Below are 20,704 nucleotides of genomic sequence, written 5' to 3' on the forward strand. Positions count from 1 at the left end.
ATTAAGCTTCTTTTTCTTTTAATTTAAAATAAGTAATGGGCAGAAAAAATAACCAAGAAAATAGTGAGAGTAATAAAATGAAAAATTCCCCGCTATGCACATTATCTAAAACTAAAAAATCTTTAAATTTAACTTCAAAATCATTCGTTTCCTGAGGGTAAAAAATATGGGAAAGTAACATAGAAAATAAAATACAGCTTCCAAATGCAATTCCAGAAACCACAACCGTTTTTATCAAAGCATAACGCTTAAAGTATGTTGCCCCAGCAAAAAGATAGGCTCCATAAGAGAAAAAGCCAAAAATCATAATAAGTATCTCTGGAATACTCCACATTTTATCAATATTTCTTGTTATCAAAAAACGAAACTCAAAATAAGGAATTAAAGACGGATCTAATCCTGAATCTCCTGGGATTAAAGAGGCTTTTGCTAAACGAATAGCGATCCAGAATATTCCCAATGCAATAGGAATAAAGAAACCCATTCTTAATAAAAATTGAGCTAAAAATTTTTCAAAAGTAGAAGCTGGACTTAGTAAATAATTTGCCGTCTTAATTTTATCCGTCAAATCAGGAAACGCCGTTCCCACAACTATTCCAACTGCCATCATAAAAAACACAAAACAGATCATATAATTATTATAAATAGAATTTTCATATTTAATCATACTATCTTTAGCAGCATTAAGAAACCAATACGATAATAAATAAGTTATCAATACTAATCCTAGTAAAGACAAAAGATATTTGGTTCTATTAATAAGTAAGTCTTGCTGGAATAAACGAACGAATCGTTTCAAATTAAAATGGTTATTAAACGGCATGGCTTTCTGGTTTTAAGATTACTTTATTGATAATAGCATTAAAGAGCAATTCAATGTCTATTTCGGTTTCTTCCAGTTCATTTGCTGCTGCAATAATTCGATATCCGCCTAAACATTTCTCTTGGTAAATTGGATTTTCTATTCCCGCTAAACTAGTCACGGTTTTAAATTGCAGTTGTTTACTAATTTCAAAAATAGTTTCGTTGTAAACCATTTTACCTTCGTCTAAAACTACAATGGTATCAATTATAGTTTCGATATCTTTTACCTGATGCGTTGAAATTAAAACCAACTGTTCATCGGAAACCGAACTAACTAAGATTTTTCGAAATAAACTCTTAGACGGAATGTCCAAACCATTTGTGGGTTCGTCCAGAATTAATAAACTGCAATTTGTTGATAGTGCAAAAGCAATCAGGAACTTTTTGCGTTGTCCATGCGAAAGTCCGTTGAGACTTTTTTTAGCGTCTAATTCGAATTCTTGCAAAATGCGGTTCATTTTTTCATAATCGAATTTGGGATACAAAGGAGCTGTTGCCTTTATATACAAACCAATAGTAATGGAAGGAAAGGAAAACTCCTCAGAAACCATATAAGTATCTGACAAGAAATCAGGCAATCGATCAAAAGGTTTAAAACCATTAATATTCAATGCTCCAGTTTGAGGTTTTAGTAAGCCTGTAATTAACTTCAAAAAAGTTGATTTACCAGCTCCATTTTTCCCCAGCAGCCCTACAATACTTCCATTGTGCTGCTCAAAAGATAAATCAGTAAACAAAGCGTCCTGCTTTTTATACTGAAACGTTAAGTGTTGAATGCTTATCATAACATATATTTTATTAGTGTACTGGTTTTCTAGTACACAAAAGAATGAAAAAAGTAAATACGAAACAAGTGATTCGATAAAAAATCTTACTTATTTTTACTTAAAAGAACAAAAACCTATAATTTACTGGGGAAATCAAGAGAAAAAAAATTGGATTATTTTAATCCAAAAATTAAAATCATACTTTTTCAGACGAGACAGACATAAAAAAAGCCCTAAACTTTCGTTTAAGGCTTTCTACACAATTTTTGATTGTATTATTTTCTACTTCTGATTTTTCTAGCCAAAAGTGTGTTTTGTAATAACATAGCAATGGTCATTGGCCCCACTCCTCCTGGAACGGGAGTAATGAAAGATGATTTTTTGCTTACTCCATCAAAATCAACATCTCCTTTTATAACATAACCTTTAGGATTTGATGCATCATCCACACGAGTAATTCCCACATCAATAATAACTACCCCCTCTTTTACCATATCGGCTTTTAAAAATTCTGGAACTCCTAAAGCCGTAATAATAATATCAGCATTTTTAGTGTATTCTTCTAAATTTTTAGTTCTACTGTGTGTCAATGTTACTGTTGAATCTCCAGGATATCCTTTGCGACTCATTAAAATACTCATTGGTCGACCCACAATGTGGCTACGTCCAATAACTACAGTATGTTTTCCTGAAGTTTCTACTTTGTATCTTTCTAACAACTGCATGATTCCAAATGGTGTTGCTGGTAAAAATGTTTCCATTTCCAAAGCCATTTTTCCAAAATTAGCCGGGTGAAAACCATCAACATCTTTATCGGGATCAATTGCCATTAATATTTTTTCTTCGTCAATGTGTTTTGGCAAAGGCAACTGAACGATATAACCATCTAAATTATCATCTTCATTCAATTCTTTGATTTTTGCTAATAATTCCCCTTCTGTTGTTTCTTCTGGCAAAGCCACTAAAGTAGAATCGAAACCAATTTGCTCGCAAGAACGCACTTTACTTCCTACATAAGTCAAGCTAGCTCCGTTGTTTCCCACTATTACTGCAGCTAAATGAGGAACTTTTTCTCCATTGGCTTTCATTTGTTGTACTTCGACAGCAATTTCTTTTTTAATGTCTTCCGAAGTTTTTTTTCCGTCTAATATTTGCATAAGAACAGTTTGTTGTTTATCGTTTTTAGTTTGTTGTTTTTGATGTAATTTCAAATCTGAATTCTGTAAACTGCTCACTGAAATCTAAAATCTGAATACTTTTTTACTTCATCCCCGGCATACCTCCTGGCATTCCTTTCATTCCGCCCATCATTTTCATCAGGTTCTTTCCACCTGGCCCTTGCATCATTTTCATCATTTTACTCATTTGGTCAAACTGTTTCATCAACTGATTTACTTGCTCAATCTTAGTTCCAGAACCTTTAGCAATTCTTGCTTTTCTTTTTACATCAATCAAAGCTGGTTTTTTTCTCTCAATTGGAGTCATCGAATATATGATAGCTTCAATATGCTTGAAAGCATCATCTTCGATTTCTACATCTTTCATGGCTTTTGAAGCTCCTGGTATCATCCCAACCAAATCCTTCATGTTACCCATTTTCTTTACTTGTTGAATTTGAGTTAAGAAATCATCAAAACCAAATTCATTCTTAGCAATTTTCTTTTGTAATTTTCTAGCTTCCTCTTCATTAAATTGCTCTTGTGCTCTTTCTACCAACGAAACAACATCTCCCATTCCAAGGATACGTTCCGCCATACGATCTGGATAGAAAACATCAATAGCTTCCATTTTCTCACCAGTACCTACAAATTTAATTGGTTTATTAACCACCGATTTAATAGACAAAGCAGCTCCACCACGAGTATCACCATCTAATTTGGTTAAAATAACTCCATCAAAATTCAAGATATCGTTAAACGCTTTTGCAGTATTTACCGCATCTTGTCCTGTCATCGAATCCACAACAAACAAGGTTTCCTGTGGTTTAATTGCAGCGTGAACACGAGCAATTTCGTCCATCATTTCCTGATCCACTGCTAAACGTCCCGCAGTATCGACAATTACTACATTAAAACCATTTTCTTTAGCATGCTTAATTGCATTTTGTGCAATTTCAACTGGGTTTTTATTCTCTGGTTCTGAATATACTTCAACACCAATAGCATCTCCTACAACATACAACTGCTGAATAGCCGCTGGACGGTAGATATCACAGGCAACCAAAAGTGGTTTTTTATTCTTTTTTGTTTGAAGATAATTAGCCAATTTTCCAGAAAAAGTAGTTTTTCCAGAACCTTGTAAACCAGACATCAAAATTATAGAGGGAGTTCCTTGCAAATTAATTCCTGCTACATCACCTCCCATTAATTCAGTCAACTCATCTTTAACCAACTTTACTAACAACTGTCCTGGTTGTAAAGTAGTTAACACGTCCTGACCTATGGCTTTGTCTTTTACTCTGGCAGTAAAATCTTTGGCAATTTTAAAGTTCACATCGGCATCCAACAGCGCACGACGCACTTCTTTCAAAGTATCGGCAACATTTACTTCGGTAATTTTACCGTGACCTTTTAGTATATGAAAAGCTTTATCTAATTTTTCGCTTAAATTATCAAACATAGTATTGTTTTTTTTGGAGTTGCAAATATAAGATAAACGGTTAAAGTTAAAAAGTTTAAAGTTCAAAGTTTTTTAGACTTCTCTTATTTTTTTCTATTCGAGCCCAAACTAAAAAGAGGCTGGAAAAATCCAACCTCTTTTTGACAAAAAAATAAAAAAACCAAGTAATTAAGTTCATGAACACTTTGTTGATAGGAACACCAAAGCGTAAACGCTAATTCAATTCTTAAAAGTGAAACAAATATATAACTATTTTTATTTATTCTAAATAAATACTGAGTATTTTATTTGGCTTTTTATATTCCCTAAAACACATAATTACAACTAATTAAAAACAGAAAACTTAATTATTTAAAAAAAAATAAAAATCTGGTAGGGTAAATGATTTTCAAAATGTTTCATTAACAAACGATAACTATTTAAATTTAAAAAAAATGAAAAACAAAAATTTATTACTCGCCATTTTAGGACTTTCCTTATGCACTGTATCTTGTAGCAACGATGACACAAAAAATGAAGGAGAGAATGTCAAACTTATTGCTAAATCAACCTATGGGAGCAATAGTGTAAAAACTGCCAAAACAACTGCAAAAAACAACTCGACTGTAGAGGTAACTTCCTTTAAAATTAACATCAAAGAAATCGAATTTGAAATGGACGATGACTTTTCTTCAGGAGATGGTTTTTATGATGATGATGATGACATCGAATTAAAAGGACCTTTTGAATTGAGTATTCTTGGTGGAGCAACAGAAATTGTAGGTCTAAATATTCCGAATGGAGTTTATGAAGAAGTTGAATTTAAAATACACAAAAGCAACAATAGTTCCAGTGATATGTTTAACAAATCAATAAAAATGGAAGGAACTATAAATGCTGTTCCGTTTATTTTTTGGCATAATGTAGAAGAAGATTTTGAAATTGATTACGAAGACACCAATCAACAGCTAGTAGTAACCGAAAATGCAAAAGTAAATGTGGTCTTTGATTTTGATTTGAACGCAGTACTTGCCAACGTTGATTTAAGCAGTGCCGTTGATGGGAACAAAGATGGTATCATTGAAATTAGCCCAAATGATCCTGATGGAAATCGCTCATTGGCTAACAAAATAAAAGATAAAATTAAAGATTTTTGTGATCTAGAAGACTAAAATTTTCTGCCAAAAACTTAATGTTATACCTTAAAAAAACCGTTGCTTAATAGCACGGTTTTTTTTGTTTCCAAAAGTTGGAAGAAACATTTTAATCAATACGAGATGATTTTTCATTAATCGATTAAGATTTAACTACTCCGTTCATTGCATAAATATGAAGTAATTTTAAATGTAAACTGTTGTTTTGATTAGGAATACATTGGCTTAAAAAAAGCATAACAAAGGGTCAAAAAAAAGCCTTTTGAAAAACTCCTATAACAAGCTAATCAAATAGAAACTTTATTGTAACCAACATTCAATTCTAAATAATACAAGCCAAAAAAAAGCAAGACTTTTGAAAAACTCCTTTGACAAGCTAATAAAATGGAAACTTTATTGTAACCAACAATCAATTCTAAATAATACAAGCCAAAAAAAAGCAAGCCTAGAGATAAAGCTTGCTTAATAAAAGTCAATCGCCTTTGGGCAGAATGTATCTTTAATATTGCTATTGATAACGGGTTAATTTTTTGAAAGAGTCAAATAACTCGGATCGTCATCATCGGTATTTTCTTTAAATCGAATAGAATTATTAGAAAATTCTATGACTTTCCAATCTTCCTCTAATTCAGACAAATCATCATCCATAAAAGAAAAGTCTATAAAATCTCCAGAAGCAATTGTTGTGTAAGACCATGATCCCGTTGAATTTTGATTCGTTTTTATAACAGAAGTCGTATTATTGGCATTAAAAACAAAAGAATATCCTGCATACTCATCGGTTTCATCGTCATCATCATCATAAAAATAACCTACACGCCATGAACCTGATTTTAATATTTCTAAAAAAGAAGCTGTACTACCGCTATTGCATTGTGGAATGGCACTTTCGATAAAATTCTCCAAAGCGTTATTGTCAGCTATACTAATTGAATTTCCTAGGGCATTAACTCCCATTATAGGATACGTGATTTCAGTAAGATCTGTTTTTTTTAAATTAGTTACAAAACTAAAAAACTGACTGCTATTTCGTAAAACAAGCGTACTGGCCAATTGATTATTCACATCATACAAGTTCAAGGTTATTGGATACACGATCCTTACACAACTTATTTCGGCTAAATTCGATTCTGGAGTACAGTTGTTTTTCGCATTCTGAAACTCAAGCGATGTATTAATGTTTTTTACAGTACCATTTTTAAACACAATGGCTATGGGATAAACAAAATTAACTATATCATCATCAGTAGTGGAAACATCCTTCTTATCTTGTACGGTTTGATAATCACTACTAGTATTGACAACAATTGTTTGGGAATTTACTATAACAGTAACGGGCAATTGCACTGCAAAACAACTCGTTCCATCCAAAACATTGTCTAAAAAAGTAGGAACCTGAGTCATTCTAGCAATAAGTTGAGTCAGGGGAGAATTAGCAACCAAAGCATTAGGCGCTGGGTCATTGGCACCACCAATTATTATTTCTTCTTCACGTTGACAGCAAATCAACAATGCAAAAGATAAAATAACCAAAAACAGAAGTTTTACTTTCATGATATAAAAGGAATTACAAAGTAAATTACGTTTCATTAAACATACAAATTTAGTCTATTTTACTAAAGGCTACATCAAACTTAAACGTAAAATCAAAAATCATTTTTTTTCAAATACACTCTAAAAGTTCCTAATACAAGGACTTTATTTTCAAAAAAATCACACCACTGTTCGCACTATTTTTTTGAATTCGTGTATATTTGTATATACAGTAAACAGATGAATAGCAGCTTACCCTACCCTTACGTTAATTTTTATTCGATTTAGTATGTCTGAAATTTGTCAAGAATCTATTTTTTCAGCTTTTTTTAAAAAGCATGTTGTTTCGCTACGCAATTTTTTAATATACAAATTTGGTCAAACAGAGCAAGCAGAAGATTTGGTACAAGATGCTTTTATCAAACTTTGGCAAAATTGTGCTGATGTGCCTATTGATAAAGCCAAATCTTATTTGTACACCTTAGTCAATAATGCTTCGCTTAATGTGATAGCACATGAAAAAGTAAAATTAAATTACAGCAACACACACTCAAATGCCGAAATAGAGTACAAAAACCCTGAATATATTTTAGAAGAAGAGCAGTTTAAAAACCAATTACTAACCGCTATCGAACGCCTTAATGAAACCCAGCGAGTTGCTTTTTTAATGCATCGAATTGACGGAAAAAAATATACCGAAATAGCCGAAATATTAAACATCTCTGTCAAAGCAGTTGAAAAACGCATTCATTTAGCATTAACCGAATTACGCAAAGAATTTAAAAATTTTAAGTAGGGTAATTACACTCTCAATTGTTATAGTAGAAAGCAAAGCACATGAAAGAAAACTTTACATTAGCAAAATGGCTAGACGGTACAATAGCTGACGAAGATTTAGCACAATTGAAGCTAGAAGAAGATTTCTTGGTACTTGAGAAAATAAAAAAGCATTCGGCAAATTTACAAACCACAGGCTTCGATCCTGAGGCTATGTTGCAAAGCATATTGGATGCTAAAGAAACGGTAATTCCAATCCAACAGCAAAATGTTAGCAAAAATCCTTTTGCCCTATTTTTAAAAATAGCTGCGGTTTTAGTAATAGTATTAGGGATCTGGTTGACGTATGATGCGACCAATCCGGTAACATATACTGCTACTAACGGCCAACAAACCCGTTTTGTTCTTCCCGATCATTCTCAAGTAATTTTAAATGCTGGTTCTCAAATTACCTACACCAAATGGAACTGGAATTCGAATAGAAATCTTGATTTAAAAGGAGAAGCTTTTTTTAAAGTCGCTAAAGGACAAAAATTTACGGTACACACCGCATTAGGAAACGTATCGGTTCTAGGAACACAATTTAACGTAAAATCCAGAAACAAAAGACTTGATGTAAGTTGTTTTGAAGGAAAAGTAGCTGTTGCTTATAGTGATAAAATCGAAAAAATAACAAAAGGACAATCAGTAACAATACTAAACAATCAAAAAGTAACTACTACAGCTACCTACCAAAAGCAACCCTATTGGCTAACCCAAAAACTACATTTTGAACAAGCTCGTTTACAAGACATACTGCAAGAAGTAGAACGACAATACAACATAACAATTACGTACAATACCAACATAAGCAACCAATTATTTACTGGAGAAATACCTGCTAACAACATCAAAGTGGCGCTCCAGATGATTAGTAGTACTTATGGAGTAAGCATCAACAAAAAAGACGATAAAAACTACCAACTCATTGAATCTTTTGAAAGTAAATAAATCGATTGCTGCACTTTTTTTGCTGTTAGTTATTTTTTTTGATGCCAAAGCCCAAAACAAAGCGGCTTTCGAAAACTTGAAAACCGTATTAAAAAAAATAGAAAAACAACATCAAGTTCATTTTAGCTACCTCGAAAAAGATGTTGCTGGAGTCTCTGTACAATCGCCAGCAAAAGAAAAAACAATTGAGAGTAAAATCGATTTTTTAATCCAAGAAACTGAGTTAAATTTTGAATTTATCACTAGCAATTACATCGCTATTAGTCACAAATCCAAAACAACAACAATTCGGTTTCAACTGAAAGATGCAACAAACACAATACCAATTGAAGCGGCAACTATAAAAATTAACGGCAGCAAAAATACTATTACCAGTGATGCCAAAGGACTATTTGAAATAGACCCAAAAACCGTTTTTCAAATTGAAATTTCACACATAAACTATCTCAGCAAAGGAATCACAATTAACACAAACGAAACAGCAAAACCACTAAATATCATCTACTTATATCCTTTAGTCAACGAGTTAAAAGAAGTCGTAACAGCAAACATATTAACCAACGGAATTTCAAAAAAAACAGACGGGAGCTTAGAAATCAAACCTAAAAAATTTGGTCTGTTGCCTGGTTTAGTAGAACCTGATGTCTTTGAAACTTTAAAACAAATTCCGGGAATCGTTAGTGCCGATGAAACTTTATCCAACCTCAACGTGAGAGGCGGAACCCATGATCAAAATTTATTTTTATGGAATGGTATTCGCTTGTTTCAAACAGCACATTTTTTTGGATTAATTTCGGCCTTAAATCCTAATCTGGCTCACAATATTAAGATATTTAAAAATGGAAGTTCTGCTTTTTATGGAGAAGGCATTTCGAGCGTAGTCGATATCGCTACTCAAAACCGAGATTCCGAAAAAGACCCCACCAGCATTGGTGCCAATTTAATTAGTGCTGATTTTTTTACCCAAATAAAAATAGCTCCTCAAACAGCTGTCGAAATCAGTGCCCGACGCTCGCATACCGACGCATTCCAATCGCCAACTTATAAAAGTTATTACAAAAAAATATTTCAAAACACGGCTATTTCGAATGTAACCAACAATGAAATAGTGGATTATAATAACAAAGAAAATTTTTATTTTTATGACGCTACTGCTCAGATTACACAAAAAATAAATTCTAAAACGCAAGCAAATCTATCCTTGATTGCCATTTCTAATTCACTCGAATTGAACGAGTTTAAAACCGAAAACGACATTCTTGTGACCAAAAATAGTAGTTTAAAACAAGCCACTTATGCAGGAGCACTTAGCGTCAACAGCTATTGGAACTCCAATTTTAGAACCGAGTTAGAGGCTTATGCTTCTGTTTACAATATCAATTCCACCAACGAATCTATTACAAATAATAGAAATCTAAATCAAGAAAATACGATTGTTGATACTGGAATTCGAATTAAAAACTACAATACCATCAGCAATACTCTAAAATTTCAGTCAGGTTATCAGTTTAATGAAATTGGGATTCGAAATTTTGACCAAATTAATATTCCTGCTTTTTTTAGAAGTGTAAAAGAAGTACTCATTTCGCATGCCTTGATTGGTGAGCTTTCGTACCAATCAAACAATAATAAAATCAAAACTACTCTTGGAGTTCGCAATAATTACATGGCTTCATTGTCTAAAAACAGCGTGGAACCTAGGCTGCAATTTCACTACAACTTTTCAGATTCATTTTCGACAGAAATTCAAGGAGAAAGAAAAAGCCAGTTAAGTTCCCAAGTAATTGATTTACAACAAGATTTTTTAGGTATCGAAAAACGCCGATGGGTGTTGGCCAATGATGCGGATATTCCTGTCATGTTTAGCAATCAATGGTCTGTTGGATTTACTTTTAAAAAAAATCAATGGTTGGTTATTTTAGATAATTTTTACAAGCAAGTATCGGGAATCACTAGCAAAAGTCAAGGATTTCAAAACCAATTAGAGTTTTTGAGAATTAATGGAAATTATACCGTTTTAGGCACCGAATTATTGGTTCAAAAGCGAATTCATCATTTTACAACTTGGATGAGTTATTCCGTTTTAAGAAACGATTACGAATTTGAATCGTTTAATCCTAGCATTTTTCCGAGTAACTTTGAAATTAATCACAACTTGACCACAGCATTGATTTATGACTATAACCAAATGAAATTAGCACTTGGCAGTACTTTTTTTTCTGGGAAACCGAATACTTTACCACTCAGCACAACAGCTATTTTTCCTACATTGGACAAACCTGAAATTGCTTACGATTTGCCCAATTCCTCAAATTTGACTAATTATTTTCAAATTAATGTATCAGGAAGTAAAAGTTTTAAGTTCAATAAAAACAATGTCTTGACAGTAGGCGTATCGGTTCAAAATATTTTTGATACCAAAAACAATATCAATCAAAACTTTAGAATCAACAACAATTTAAACACCATAGAAAAGGTCGATACCTATTCGTTATCACGAACTTTCAACGCTTTTCTAAGGTGCTCACTATAAGTTGTAAACCGCAATTTACATTCGCTCAGGAACATTAATTCCTAACAATTTAAACGAAGCAGCAATAGTATCGGCTACTTTTTTGGACAGTTGCACTCTGAATATTTTAATGTCTAAATCGGCTTCCCCTAGAATTGGTACAGCCTGATAGAAGGAATTGTATTCTTTTACCAAATCATAAGTATAATTAGCCAATAAAGCCGGACTATGATTTTGTGCTGCGTTTTGAATTACTTCTGGAAACAACTCTAATTGTTTCAATAATTCTTTTTCTTTTTCGTGCAAAGTCGTTACTGTTGAAACATTCGAAAAATCAAAATCCGCTTTTCTTATAATCGATTGGATTCGGGCATAAGTATATTGAATAAACGGTCCTGTATTTCCAGCAAAATCTACTGATTCTTCTGGATTAAACAAAATACGTTTTTTAGGATCTACTTTCAAAATGTAGTATTTCAAGGCTCCAAGACCAATAGTTTTGTACAATTTAGTTTTCTCTTCGTCTGAATAACCGCCTAATTTCCCTAATTCTTCTGAGATTTTTTGAGCCGTATCGGTCATATCCTGCATCAAATCATCAGCATCAACTACAGTTCCTTCACGAGATTTCATTTTTCCAGAAGGCAAATCTACCATTCCGTAAGACAAATGAAATAAATTTTCAGACCAGTCAAATCCTAGCTTTTTCAAAATTAAGAACAAAACTTTAAAGTGATAATCTTGTTCATTTCCTACGGTGTAAACCATTCCGCCTACATCCGGGTAATCTTTCACTCGCTGAATTGCTGTTCCAATATCTTGCGTCATATATACTGCAGTTCCGTCAGAACGCAATACAATTTTTCGATCTAAACCTTCATCTGTCAAATCAATCCAAACTGAACCGTCAGGATCTTTTTCGAAGATTCCTTTCTCTAATCCCATTTGGACTACATCTTTCCCTAACAAATAGGTGTTGCTTTCGTAGTAATAGCTATCAAAATCAACGCCCATACTTTTATAAGTGGCAGCAAATCCATCATAAACCCATTGGTTCATTTTTTTCCAAAGCGCTATAACCTCTTCATCCCCTGCTTCCCATTTTAACAACATTTCCTGGGCTTCAAGTATAATTGGCGCTTGTTTTTTAGCTTCTTCTTCCGTTTTTCCCTGAGTGATTAATTGGTTGATTTCTTCTTTGTAAGCCTTATCAAAAGCCACATAAAAATTTCCAACTAATTTATCTCCTTTTAATCCCGTTGATTCCGGTGATTGGTCTTTTCCAAATTTTTGCCAAGCCAACATCGACTTACAAATATGAATTCCTCTATCGTTAATGATTTGAGTTTTATAGACTTTTTTACCCGAAGCTTTGATAATTTCAGCTACCGAATAACCCAATAAATTATTACGAACATGACCTAAATGTAAAGGTTTATTCGTGTTAGGCGAAGAATATTCTACCATTACCGCCTTGTCTTCTGGATTTGGAGTCACAAAACCATATTGCTCATTATCTTTAATTCCGTTGAAGAAATTCAAATAATAAGCATCAGAAATAACAATATTCAGAAAACCTGAAACCACATTAAAACCACTTACCTCAACTACATTTTCAACCAAATAGTTTCCTATTTTATTTCCTAACTCAACCGGATTACTCTTTGTGATTTTTAACAAAGGGAAAATTACCATCGTAATATCGCCTTCAAATTCTTTACGTGTTGCCTGAAATTCAACTTTATCAATCGAAATATCAAATAAAACCTGAATTGCGTTTTTTATAGATGGCGTAAGCGTTTGTGATAATGTCATTATGTTGTTTTTAGGTGGGCAAATATAATTCTAATTCGTGAATTTTGGTATAGCAAATTACACATTATATCATATTTAATTATTATGATAATAAAACGCTAACAAAACGCCTATTGAATGAAAAAATATTACTTTTGTGCTATGTTAAACACAATCAGAAACAAGAAAGGACTTCGTTTATTTTGTGCTTTTATGGCACTCTACCTACTGAATTGTAGTGTGGATACTAGTGACATTCGTCCAAGTTATGTTCCTGAGGATTTAAGTTTTAACGACCAAGAAAGTCTTATCGAAATTATTGTCGAAAAAGTTTTTAAGTTTGAAAATGCAATACCTGAAAACGAAGATACTGATACCGAAAACAACCACATTTTAAAAAAAACAATCTCCAGTGCTTTTTATATTCTACCCAGTTTTAAAATAAATAACAACGAAGAAATCTACGATTCCAATTCAGGTAACATAAATTATAACGAGACCCTTGTACTGAAACCTTATTTCGAAATTTACTCTCCTCCACCCGAAATTTAATTTGTTTTTTCATGTTTTTATGCGATTTTGTTTTCTTTTTTTAGAAAACAAAGCATTTTTTGTACCATAGTGATTAGAACTAAATCATCATCAATATTGGTATAATATTCAACAAAATAAAACCAATTAAAATGACAAACAACACTTTAAAAACGGCTTTTTTTTCACTATTAGCCCTACTCTTAATTATTTTCAATACTAACGCTCAAACAGAAAGGGAGTCAAAAAAAGCTACTCTTGACAGTCTTTATATTCAAGAAGTAGAAAACAAACACGAACTAGTCAAAGTTTTACATGCCGAACCCTTATATATTGATTTAATACGAGATCTTGGTGCCCGAAAAGGGGAAAGAGAATGGAATGTTGGTCTTGGACTTACTGATAATAACACTTATGACGAATATTTAGCCTTAGTAGAATATGAATGGGCACCCATCGATCGACTGGGATTAGAAGTAGAACTTCCTTTTACTTTTTATCCTTCGGCTAATTCAACAAACGTACCAAGCAGTAAACTTAATGGCCTAAAACTGGCCACTCAATATTCCTTTTTTGTATCCGAAAAACTAAAAACATCCATGGCAATAGGTTATATTCATGAATTTGAATTAACTGCCTTCAATAATTATAACAGTAGTAAACTTTTTACTGGAAACATTTATAATCCTTTCTTTGTAGTGGCAAAACGTTGGGGAAATAATTTCCACACCCTTTTGTACACTGGCCCTGCTATCCAGCATCACTTTGACGATCATCAGTCAACCACTACATCATGGCAAATCAACAGCAATTTTCACTATATGATTCCAGGAACTAGAAATTTTATTGGTTTGGAATTCAACAAAGAAGTAACATCCAATGATTTTGAAATGACCATAAGACCACAAATGAGAGTAGAAGTCACTGATCATCTTTTGGTTGGTATTGTTACGGGAATTCCTATTAGTAGAGAAAACGAACGATTTAGCTCTTTCTTGAGATTAATTTATGAGCCAAAACATTAAATAATTAAGAAACCCCAATTTTAAATTTTCAAAATTGGGGCTTTCTTTTTTATCTAAAAATCAACTGCTTTCTGTCTTCCTACTCCCATCTTCCTACTTCCAACTTCCATCTTCTACCATTTAATAATAGCACTTGCCCAGGTAAATCCGCTACCAAAAGCAGCCAAAACAACAGTATCACCTGATTTTATTTTGCCAAGTTCCCAAGCTTCAGTCAATGCAATAGGAATCGAAGCGGCAGTTGTATTACCGTATTTTTGAACATTATTATAAACCTGATCGTCATTCAAACCGAATTTCTTCTGGATATACTGCGAAATTCTCAAATTAGCCTGATGCGGAATCAGCATGTCAATATCGGAAACTTTTAAATTATTAGCTTCTAAACCTTCATTAATGACTTCGGCAAAACGAACTACAGCGTTTTTAAATACAAATTGCCCGTTCATGTGTGGAAAATAACTTTCGTCATTAGGATCGTTATCAGCTAAAATATCATTCACCCAGCGGCCGCCCATCCCTGGAGCTGTCAATACCAATTCTTCAGCATGAATTCCTTCGGAATGCAAATGTGTTGACAAAATTCCTTTCGATAAATCTTCTTCGCGACTTAAAATTGCTGCTCCTGCTCCATCTCCAAAAATCACCGAAACCCCGCGTCCGCGAGTAGTCATGTCTAATCCTGAAGATTGTACTTCGGAACCAATGACTAAAATATTTTTATACATTCCCGTTTTAATGTACTGGTCGGCTACCGAAAGTGCATAAACAAAACCCGAACATTGATTTCTAACATCTAATGCTCCTATGGTTTTTAATCCCAAATCTCGTTGTACCAAAACCCCTGGACCTGGAAAATAATAATCCGGACTTAAGGTAGCAAAAACAATAAAATCGATATCGCCATTGGAAATCCCGGAACGTTCAATGGCAATTTTAGCTGCTTTCACGCCCATGGAAGTGGTGGTATCTTCTCCTGGAATGATATGTCTGCGTTCCTGAATTCCGGTTCTTTCCTGAATCCATTCGTCATTGGTATCTATAAGTTTTGACAAATCGTCATTAGTAACCACATTGGAAGGCACATAAAAACCTAAGCCCGAAATTTTTGAATGATACATAGCTTTATTGTTTAATTTAAAAAGAATATGATTTGGAATTCTAACTCCAAATTACAACTTTTTATATAAACAAAAACATTTTTATGTTTTACACACGAATTACACCAATTTACACGAAACACATTTAGCTTTAATTTCACAAAGCTGTCAAAGGCAGAAAAAATTCGTGTAATTCAATTTTATAAACTTACTAATTTGTGACAATCCTTGAAATTTGTGTCTAACAAATCATCAAATTAACTTCTTGATTCATTTCTAAAGGAGATTCGTGTTCGAAAAAAATCACTTTTCGATCAAAAATGGCTTTAATAAGGTAATAACCGCCTTTAAAATACGATTGTTTGACCAAGACATTCATCAAACCGTTTTCGGCAACTTTTAATTGATGTGGATACAATAAGACCAATTCGTCTAAGTCTTCATCAACAGTGATAAGTTGAGATAATTTGAGTTCGTTTACTTCGCCAAAAAGAGAAGCCACATATTTATTAATAGGATTGTTGTATAAATTATAAGAATCGGCTTTGTCGACCATTTTTCCGTTTTGCAGCACAATGGTTTCATCGGCAAACGAAAGCGCATCGGTACTATCATGCGTAGCCACAATAACGGTAATTCCTTGTGCTTTTAGGTAAGCAAACAAGTTGCGTCGTAAAGCATTTTTTCTAAAATTATCAATATGACTAAAAGGTTCGTCCAATAATAACACTTCGGGCTCCAGAGCCAAAACTCTCGCCAAAGCCACACGTTGTTGCTGACCTCCGCTTAAGAATTTTGCTTTTACATCGGCAAACTCGGTCATTTCAACAATTTCCAGCAATTCTTTGATGCGTGCTTTTTTCTGATCTGGAAACACATTCGACAAATATTTCCCGACATTCTCCGCCACGGTTATATATGGCATCAAGTCAAAATCCTGCGACAAATATTTCATATAAGGCATTCCTGGAACCAAATTAAAACTGGTTCCTAAAACTTGCTTTTCATTCCAAAAAATTTGTCCTTCGTCTAAATCATACAAGCCATAAATTAGTTTCAGCAAAGTACTTTTACCACAACCGCTTTCGCCGATTACAGCAATATTTTGTCCTTTTTCAACTGAGAAATGAATGTTTTGAACCACTGGTTTTTCGGTATAACCAAAGGAGATATTTTGAACTTGAAGCATTAGTATGAATTGTTATTTTTAGGAATGCAAAGATAGATTTCTTTAGTATAAAAAAACCTTGGAATTTAGAAATATCATTAAAAAAATTAGCCACGGATGACACCGATTTAACGGATAAAAACGGATTTTATTTTTCTAATAAAAATTCCTCATGGCAGAGCTGAAGAAGAATTTGAAAAATTACCGCAGATTCGCAGATTATCATAAAAAATCTGCGAATCTGTGGTAAAAAAACAAAAACCGCTTCGCTATAATAACGAAACGGTTTTTGATATTTTAAAAAAACTAAAACTAGTTTCCTGCTTCTTTTTCAGCATCCGCTTTCATTTTAGCATTGGCAGTAATTGCAAATTCTACACGACGATTTTGGCTTCTTCCTTCTACTGTACCATTATCTGCAATTGGATCAGCAATTCCCATTCCTGTAACACTAAATCTGCTAGAAGAAATTCCTTTGCTCACTAAGTAGTTTTTAACTGAAGCTGCACGCTCACCTGAAAGTTTCAAGTTATAATCTGCTGGACCAGTACTATCAGTGTAACCAAAAATAGTAATATCAGTATCTGGATATTCGTTAAAAACAGAAACTAATTTATCTAAGTTTGTTTTTGCAGCAGCAGTCAAACTTGATTTGTTAGTATCAAAACGCACTGCATTTTCATTTAAAACTAATTGGATTCCTTCACCTACTCTTTTTACCTCAGCACCTGGAATGGCCTGGTCAATTTGTCGGGCTTGTTTGTCCATTTTGTTACCAATAACTCCACCAGCAACTCCACCTACAACTCCACCAATAACAGCACCCATAGCACCTTTTCCACCTTTTCCAAGGTTATTTCCTAGAATCCCTCCAAGGATAGCTCCTCCAGCAGCTCCAATACCAGCTCCTCTTTGTGTTTTATTTGTGTTTTTTACTGCTTCACAACTTGTAAAAACTGAACCTGCAATCATTACTATAGCTAATGCTAATACGGATATTTTTTTCATAATTATTTCTTTTTTGTTATTAAATAAATTTCTGGAATTAGTTTACACGTTGAAATTGGTAAACCACATTAGTTAATTTTCCTCCTACATCGATTCTGTCAATCAATTGGAAAGAACTTTCAGTTAAATTAGCTACGCTTAAAACATAACCATCTCTTACTTTTTTAGCTTTTTCGCCAGCATCTAAAATTTTCAAAACAAACTCTCCATTAGAGTTCACAAACCATGTAATTGGCGAACTAAAAACAGGACAATCGTACTTAGTTAAAGCCATTGTTCCTTTGTTATTATTAGAAACAAACTTCCAAGTACTTCCTTCAAAACATTTTGAATCAGCCAATTGAAATGAATTCACTTTGATATATTCTGAACCTGGATAAGATACAGAACTAATTACCCAATTTCCTTTAACTCCAGTCTGGATTCCTCTGTCTAATTTAGTAGTAGTAACTGAAGATGTTTTGCACGAAAATAATGCTAGTGCAATTGCTGTAATAAGAAATATTTTTTTCATCATTTATAGTTTTAATGTTAAACTGAGACAAAGATACAGTCTAACTTACAAATTTTGTTTCAAAATGTTATTATTTTATTATAGAATTTATGGTTAAGACAATTTGTCACCCTGGTCTGAATTGGTACTTTATTTGAAGAATCTGAAACAGATTGTAAAACACTATAAAAATTTTAAATATGACAACTGGAAAAATTAACGTTTCTGTGGAAAATATCTTTCCACTTATCAAAAAGTTCTTATACAACGATCACGAGATCTTTTTACGTGAATTAATTTCGAATGGAACAGATGCAACATTAAAATTAAAACACCTGACTAATATTGGCGAAGCTAAAGTAGAATATGGCAATCCAATACTTGAGGTAAAAATTGACAAAGAAGGCAAGAAACTGCACATCATTGACCAGGGAATCGGAATGACATCAGAAGAGGTTGAAAAATACATCAACCAACTGGCTTTTTCAGGTGCCGAAGAATTCTTAGAAAAATACAAAGACACTGCTAAAGATTCAGGAATTATTGGTCATTTTGGTCTTGGTTTCTACTCGGCTTTTATGGTCGCTTCTAAGGTGGAAATTATCACTAAATCATACAAAGACGAGCCAGCAGCACACTGGATTTGCGACGGAAGTCCTGAGTTCTCATTAGAACCAGCTGACAAAACGACTCGCGGTACAGAAATTATCCTTCACATTGCCGAAGATTCATTAGAATTTTTAGAAGAACACAAAATCAAAGAATTGCTGAACAAATACAATAAGTTCATGCCAATTCCGATTAAATTTGGAACTAAAACAGAAACACTTCCTAAACCGGAAGATGCTCCTGAAGATTATGTAAGCGAAACGGTTGAAGTTGATAACATCATCAACAATCCAAATCCAGCATGGACCAAACAACCAACTGATTTAAACGAAGAAGATTATAAAACCTTCTACCACGAATTGTATCCAATGCAATTTGAAGAGCCATTATTCAACATTCACCTGAATGTAGATTATCCGTTCAACCTTACCGGTATTTTGTATTTCCCAAAATTAGGTTCGGATATGCAAATCCAAAAAGACAAAATCCAATTGTACCAAAACCAAGTTTTTGTTACGGATAACGTAGAAGGAATTGTACCTGAATTCCTGATGATGCTTCGCGGAGTAGTGGATTCTCCAGATATTCCTTTGAATGTTTCCCGTTCAGGATTACAGGCAGATGGTGCGGTGAAGAAAATTTCGAACTACATTACTCGTAAAGTAGCCGATAAATTGAAATCGTTGTTCAACGAAAACAGAGCCGATTTCGAATCAAAATGGAACGACATCAAAATTGTTCTGGAATACGGAATGCTTTCGGAAGATAAATTCTATGAAAAAGCAGGTGCTTTTGTATTGTACCCAACGGTAAACGACAAATATTTCACACTTGACGAATTAAAAGAAAACCTAAAAGATACGCAAACCGACAAAGACGGAAAACTGGTTATTCTTTACGCTGGAAACAAAGAAGCGCAACACGCTTACATTGAAACAGCCGAAGAAAAAGGATATCAGGTATTGCTTTTAGACTCGCCAATTATCTCGCATTTGATTCAAAAAATCGAAAACGACAATAAAGATGTGACTTTCGTTCGTGTAGATTCGGATCATATTGATAACCTGATCAAAAAAGATGAAACTACCATTTCTAAATTATCAGAAGACGAGCAAACCAATCTAAAAACAGCTGTTGAAAGTGTAATTAACAAACAAACTTACACGGTTCAACTAGAATCTTTAGACAGCCAAGCGGCGCCATTTATCATCACGCAACCAGAATTTATGCGTAGAATGAAAGAAATGAGCCAGACTGGTGGTGGCGGAATGTTCGGAATGGGCAACATGCCAGAAATGTACAATTTAGTGGTAAATACTAATTCACCTTTGGCATCCACTATTTTGAGTACCGAAGACAAAACGACTCAGGAAAGCTTAGTAAAACAAGCTTTAGACTTGGCTAAACTATCGCAAAACTTATTAAAAGGAGAAGCCTTAACTGCTTTTGTAAAACGTAGTTTTGATTTGATAAAGTAGTATCAAGCAAATAGAATTAAGTACTAAGACCTGCGAGTGCAAACTTGCGGGTCTTTTTTGTTTAGGAGCATAACGATTGGTTTTCCATAAGAGCTTCCCTCCTGATATCCGTTGCAATCTTTGTTATTGGCTAGCGCCATAACAAAGGATTTCCACTGCTATCAGGGCTAAACTAGAAATAATTATTTCCAAAACCATTCCTGATTTTTGTAGTTTTTTTCTATATATTTGAAAAATCAAAAAATAACAAAAACTTGTACCTATTGTATTATTTTAGCTCAATTTATTCACATATTAACTAAT

Annotated in this window: 17 protein-coding genes; 7 read left to right on the top strand and 10 right to left on the bottom strand. The window is 33.4% G+C overall.

Annotation, left to right across the window (positions count from 1 at the left end):
- Position 1: 1 nt before the first annotated feature.
- From AAGV33_RS05810 to ffh, 4 genes are all read right to left on the bottom strand, one after another.
- Positions 2-823, bottom strand: coding sequence for a hypothetical protein (locus AAGV33_RS05810; RefSeq protein ID WP_373391011.1), 822 nt, complete (start codon positions 821-823; stop codon positions 2-4).
- Positions 813-1,649, bottom strand: coding sequence for an ABC transporter ATP-binding protein (locus AAGV33_RS05815; RefSeq protein WP_373391012.1), 837 nt, complete (start codon positions 1,647-1,649; stop codon positions 813-815). Before AAGV33_RS05815 ends, AAGV33_RS05810 begins: the two co-directional genes overlap by 11 nt.
- A 257-nt stretch (positions 1,650-1,906) precedes the next feature.
- Positions 1,907-2,788 (bottom strand): bifunctional 5,10-methylenetetrahydrofolate dehydrogenase/5,10-methenyltetrahydrofolate cyclohydrolase, encoded by an 882-nt coding sequence (locus AAGV33_RS05820; RefSeq protein ID WP_373391013.1) that lies wholly within the window; start codon positions 2,786-2,788, stop codon positions 1,907-1,909.
- A gap of 103 nt (positions 2,789-2,891) precedes the next feature.
- On the bottom strand, positions 2,892-4,250 hold the full coding sequence (ffh, locus tag AAGV33_RS05825; RefSeq protein WP_373391014.1) for a signal recognition particle protein: 1,359 nt from the start codon (positions 4,248-4,250) through the stop codon (positions 2,892-2,894).
- Between the two features lie 434 nt (positions 4,251-4,684).
- On the opposite strand from ffh, the gene AAGV33_RS05830 reads away from it, so the two are divergent.
- Positions 4,685-5,401 (top strand): hypothetical protein, encoded by a 717-nt coding sequence (locus tag AAGV33_RS05830; RefSeq protein WP_373391015.1) that lies wholly within the window; start codon positions 4,685-4,687, stop codon positions 5,399-5,401.
- A 504-nt stretch (positions 5,402-5,905) separates the two neighbouring features.
- Here AAGV33_RS05830 and AAGV33_RS05835 read toward each other — a convergent pair.
- Positions 5,906-6,973 (bottom strand): hypothetical protein, encoded by a 1,068-nt coding sequence (locus AAGV33_RS05835; RefSeq protein ID WP_373391017.1) that lies wholly within the window; start codon positions 6,971-6,973, stop codon positions 5,906-5,908.
- 232 nt (positions 6,974-7,205) lie between these two features.
- On the opposite strand from AAGV33_RS05835, the gene AAGV33_RS05840 reads away from it, so the two are divergent.
- From AAGV33_RS05840 to AAGV33_RS05850, 3 genes are read left to right on the top strand one after another with little or no spacing between them, the layout of a single operon-like run.
- Entirely contained in the window at positions 7,206-7,712 is a 507-nt protein-coding gene (locus tag AAGV33_RS05840) for an RNA polymerase sigma factor (protein ID WP_373391018.1), read from the top strand.
- A gap of 41 nt (positions 7,713-7,753) precedes the next feature.
- A complete protein-coding gene (locus tag AAGV33_RS05845; RefSeq protein ID WP_373391019.1) occupies positions 7,754-8,683 on the top strand; it encodes a FecR family protein in 930 nt (309 codons plus the stop codon).
- Positions 8,661-11,216, top strand: coding sequence for a TonB-dependent receptor (locus AAGV33_RS05850; RefSeq protein ID WP_373391020.1), 2,556 nt, complete (start codon positions 8,661-8,663; stop codon positions 11,214-11,216). Before AAGV33_RS05845 ends, AAGV33_RS05850 begins: the two co-directional genes overlap by 23 nt.
- Before the next feature lie 15 nt (positions 11,217-11,231).
- Here the strand turns inward: AAGV33_RS05850 and argS are convergent, their stop codons facing one another.
- Positions 11,232-13,010 carry an arginine--tRNA ligase gene (gene argS / locus AAGV33_RS05855; protein WP_373391021.1) on the bottom strand — a complete coding sequence of 593 codons (1,779 nt, stop codon included), beginning with the start codon at positions 13,008-13,010 and terminating at the stop codon, positions 11,232-11,234.
- A gap of 117 nt (positions 13,011-13,127) precedes the next feature.
- Here argS and AAGV33_RS05860 point away from each other — a divergent pair, with 117 nt between their 5' ends.
- Positions 13,128-13,541 (top strand): hypothetical protein, encoded by a 414-nt coding sequence (locus AAGV33_RS05860; RefSeq protein WP_373391022.1) that lies wholly within the window; start codon positions 13,128-13,130, stop codon positions 13,539-13,541.
- Between the two features lie 131 nt (positions 13,542-13,672).
- A complete protein-coding gene (locus tag AAGV33_RS05865; protein ID WP_373391023.1) occupies positions 13,673-14,545 on the top strand; it encodes an HAEPLYID family protein in 873 nt (290 codons plus the stop codon).
- 113 nt (positions 14,546-14,658) lie between these two features.
- On the opposite strand, the gene AAGV33_RS05870 is transcribed toward AAGV33_RS05865, so the two are convergent.
- The 4 genes from AAGV33_RS05870 to AAGV33_RS05885 all read right to left on the bottom strand — a co-directional run bounded on the left by AAGV33_RS05870 (position 14,659) and on the right by AAGV33_RS05885 (position 18,335).
- Entirely contained in the window at positions 14,659-15,666 is a 1,008-nt protein-coding gene (locus tag AAGV33_RS05870) for a 3-oxoacyl-ACP synthase III family protein (RefSeq protein ID WP_373391024.1), read from the bottom strand.
- A gap of 220 nt (positions 15,667-15,886) precedes the next feature.
- Positions 15,887-16,834, bottom strand: a complete 948-nt coding sequence (locus AAGV33_RS05875) for an ABC transporter ATP-binding protein (protein WP_373391025.1) — start codon at positions 16,832-16,834, stop codon at positions 15,887-15,889.
- Between the two features lie 291 nt (positions 16,835-17,125).
- Complete coding sequence (locus AAGV33_RS05880; protein ID WP_373391026.1) at positions 17,126-17,821, bottom strand: OmpA family protein; 696 nt, start codon at positions 17,819-17,821, stop codon at positions 17,126-17,128.
- A 37-nt stretch (positions 17,822-17,858) separates the two neighbouring features.
- Complete coding sequence (locus AAGV33_RS05885) at positions 17,859-18,335, bottom strand: hypothetical protein (protein WP_373391027.1); 477 nt, start codon at positions 18,333-18,335, stop codon at positions 17,859-17,861.
- Between the two features lie 179 nt (positions 18,336-18,514).
- On the opposite strand from AAGV33_RS05885, the gene htpG reads away from it, so the two are divergent.
- Positions 18,515-20,401: a molecular chaperone HtpG gene (gene htpG / locus AAGV33_RS05890; protein WP_373391028.1), complete on the top strand. Its 1,887-nt coding sequence runs from the start codon at positions 18,515-18,517 to the stop codon at positions 20,399-20,401.
- Positions 20,402-20,704 lie beyond the last annotated feature (303 nt).

The sequence above is a fragment of the Flavobacterium magnesitis genome (assembly GCF_041729735.1).
GTDB classification, from domain to species: Bacteria; Bacteroidota; Bacteroidia; order Flavobacteriales; family Flavobacteriaceae; genus Flavobacterium; species Flavobacterium magnesitis.

Bases quoted from the DNA above. Each gene is read 5' to 3' on its own strand.
- AAGV33_RS05810 (WP_373391011.1), bottom strand. From the start codon at position 823: ATGCCGTTTAATAACCATTTTAATTTGAAACGATTCGTTCGTTTATTC.
- AAGV33_RS05815 (WP_373391012.1), bottom strand. From the start codon at position 1,649: ATGATAAGCATTCAACACTTAACGTTTCAGTATAAAAAGCAGGACGCT.
- AAGV33_RS05820 (WP_373391013.1), bottom strand. From the start codon at position 2,788: ATGCAAATATTAGACGGAAAAAAAACTTCGGAAGACATTAAAAAAGAA.
- ffh (WP_373391014.1), bottom strand. From the start codon at position 4,250: ATGTTTGATAATTTAAGCGAAAAATTAGATAAAGCTTTTCATATACTA.
- AAGV33_RS05830 (WP_373391015.1), top strand. From the start codon at position 4,685: ATGAAAAACAAAAATTTATTACTCGCCATTTTAGGACTTTCCTTATGC.
- AAGV33_RS05835 (WP_373391017.1), bottom strand. From the start codon at position 6,973: ATGAAACGTAATTTACTTTGTAATTCCTTTTATATCATGAAAGTAAAA.
- AAGV33_RS05840 (WP_373391018.1), top strand. From the start codon at position 7,206: ATGTCTGAAATTTGTCAAGAATCTATTTTTTCAGCTTTTTTTAAAAAG.
- AAGV33_RS05845 (WP_373391019.1), top strand. From the start codon at position 7,754: ATGAAAGAAAACTTTACATTAGCAAAATGGCTAGACGGTACAATAGCT.
- argS (WP_373391021.1), bottom strand. From the start codon at position 13,010: ATGACATTATCACAAACGCTTACGCCATCTATAAAAAACGCAATTCAG.
- AAGV33_RS05860 (WP_373391022.1), top strand. From the start codon at position 13,128: ATGAAAAAATATTACTTTTGTGCTATGTTAAACACAATCAGAAACAAG.
- AAGV33_RS05865 (WP_373391023.1), top strand. From the start codon at position 13,673: ATGACAAACAACACTTTAAAAACGGCTTTTTTTTCACTATTAGCCCTA.
- AAGV33_RS05870 (WP_373391024.1), bottom strand. From the start codon at position 15,666: ATGTATCATTCAAAAATTTCGGGCTTAGGTTTTTATGTGCCTTCCAAT.
- AAGV33_RS05875 (WP_373391025.1), bottom strand. From the start codon at position 16,834: ATGCTTCAAGTTCAAAATATCTCCTTTGGTTATACCGAAAAACCAGTG.
- AAGV33_RS05880 (WP_373391026.1), bottom strand. From the start codon at position 17,821: ATGAAAAAAATATCCGTATTAGCATTAGCTATAGTAATGATTGCAGGT.
- AAGV33_RS05885 (WP_373391027.1), bottom strand. From the start codon at position 18,335: ATGAAAAAAATATTTCTTATTACAGCAATTGCACTAGCATTATTTTCG.
- htpG (WP_373391028.1), top strand. From the start codon at position 18,515: ATGACAACTGGAAAAATTAACGTTTCTGTGGAAAATATCTTTCCACTT.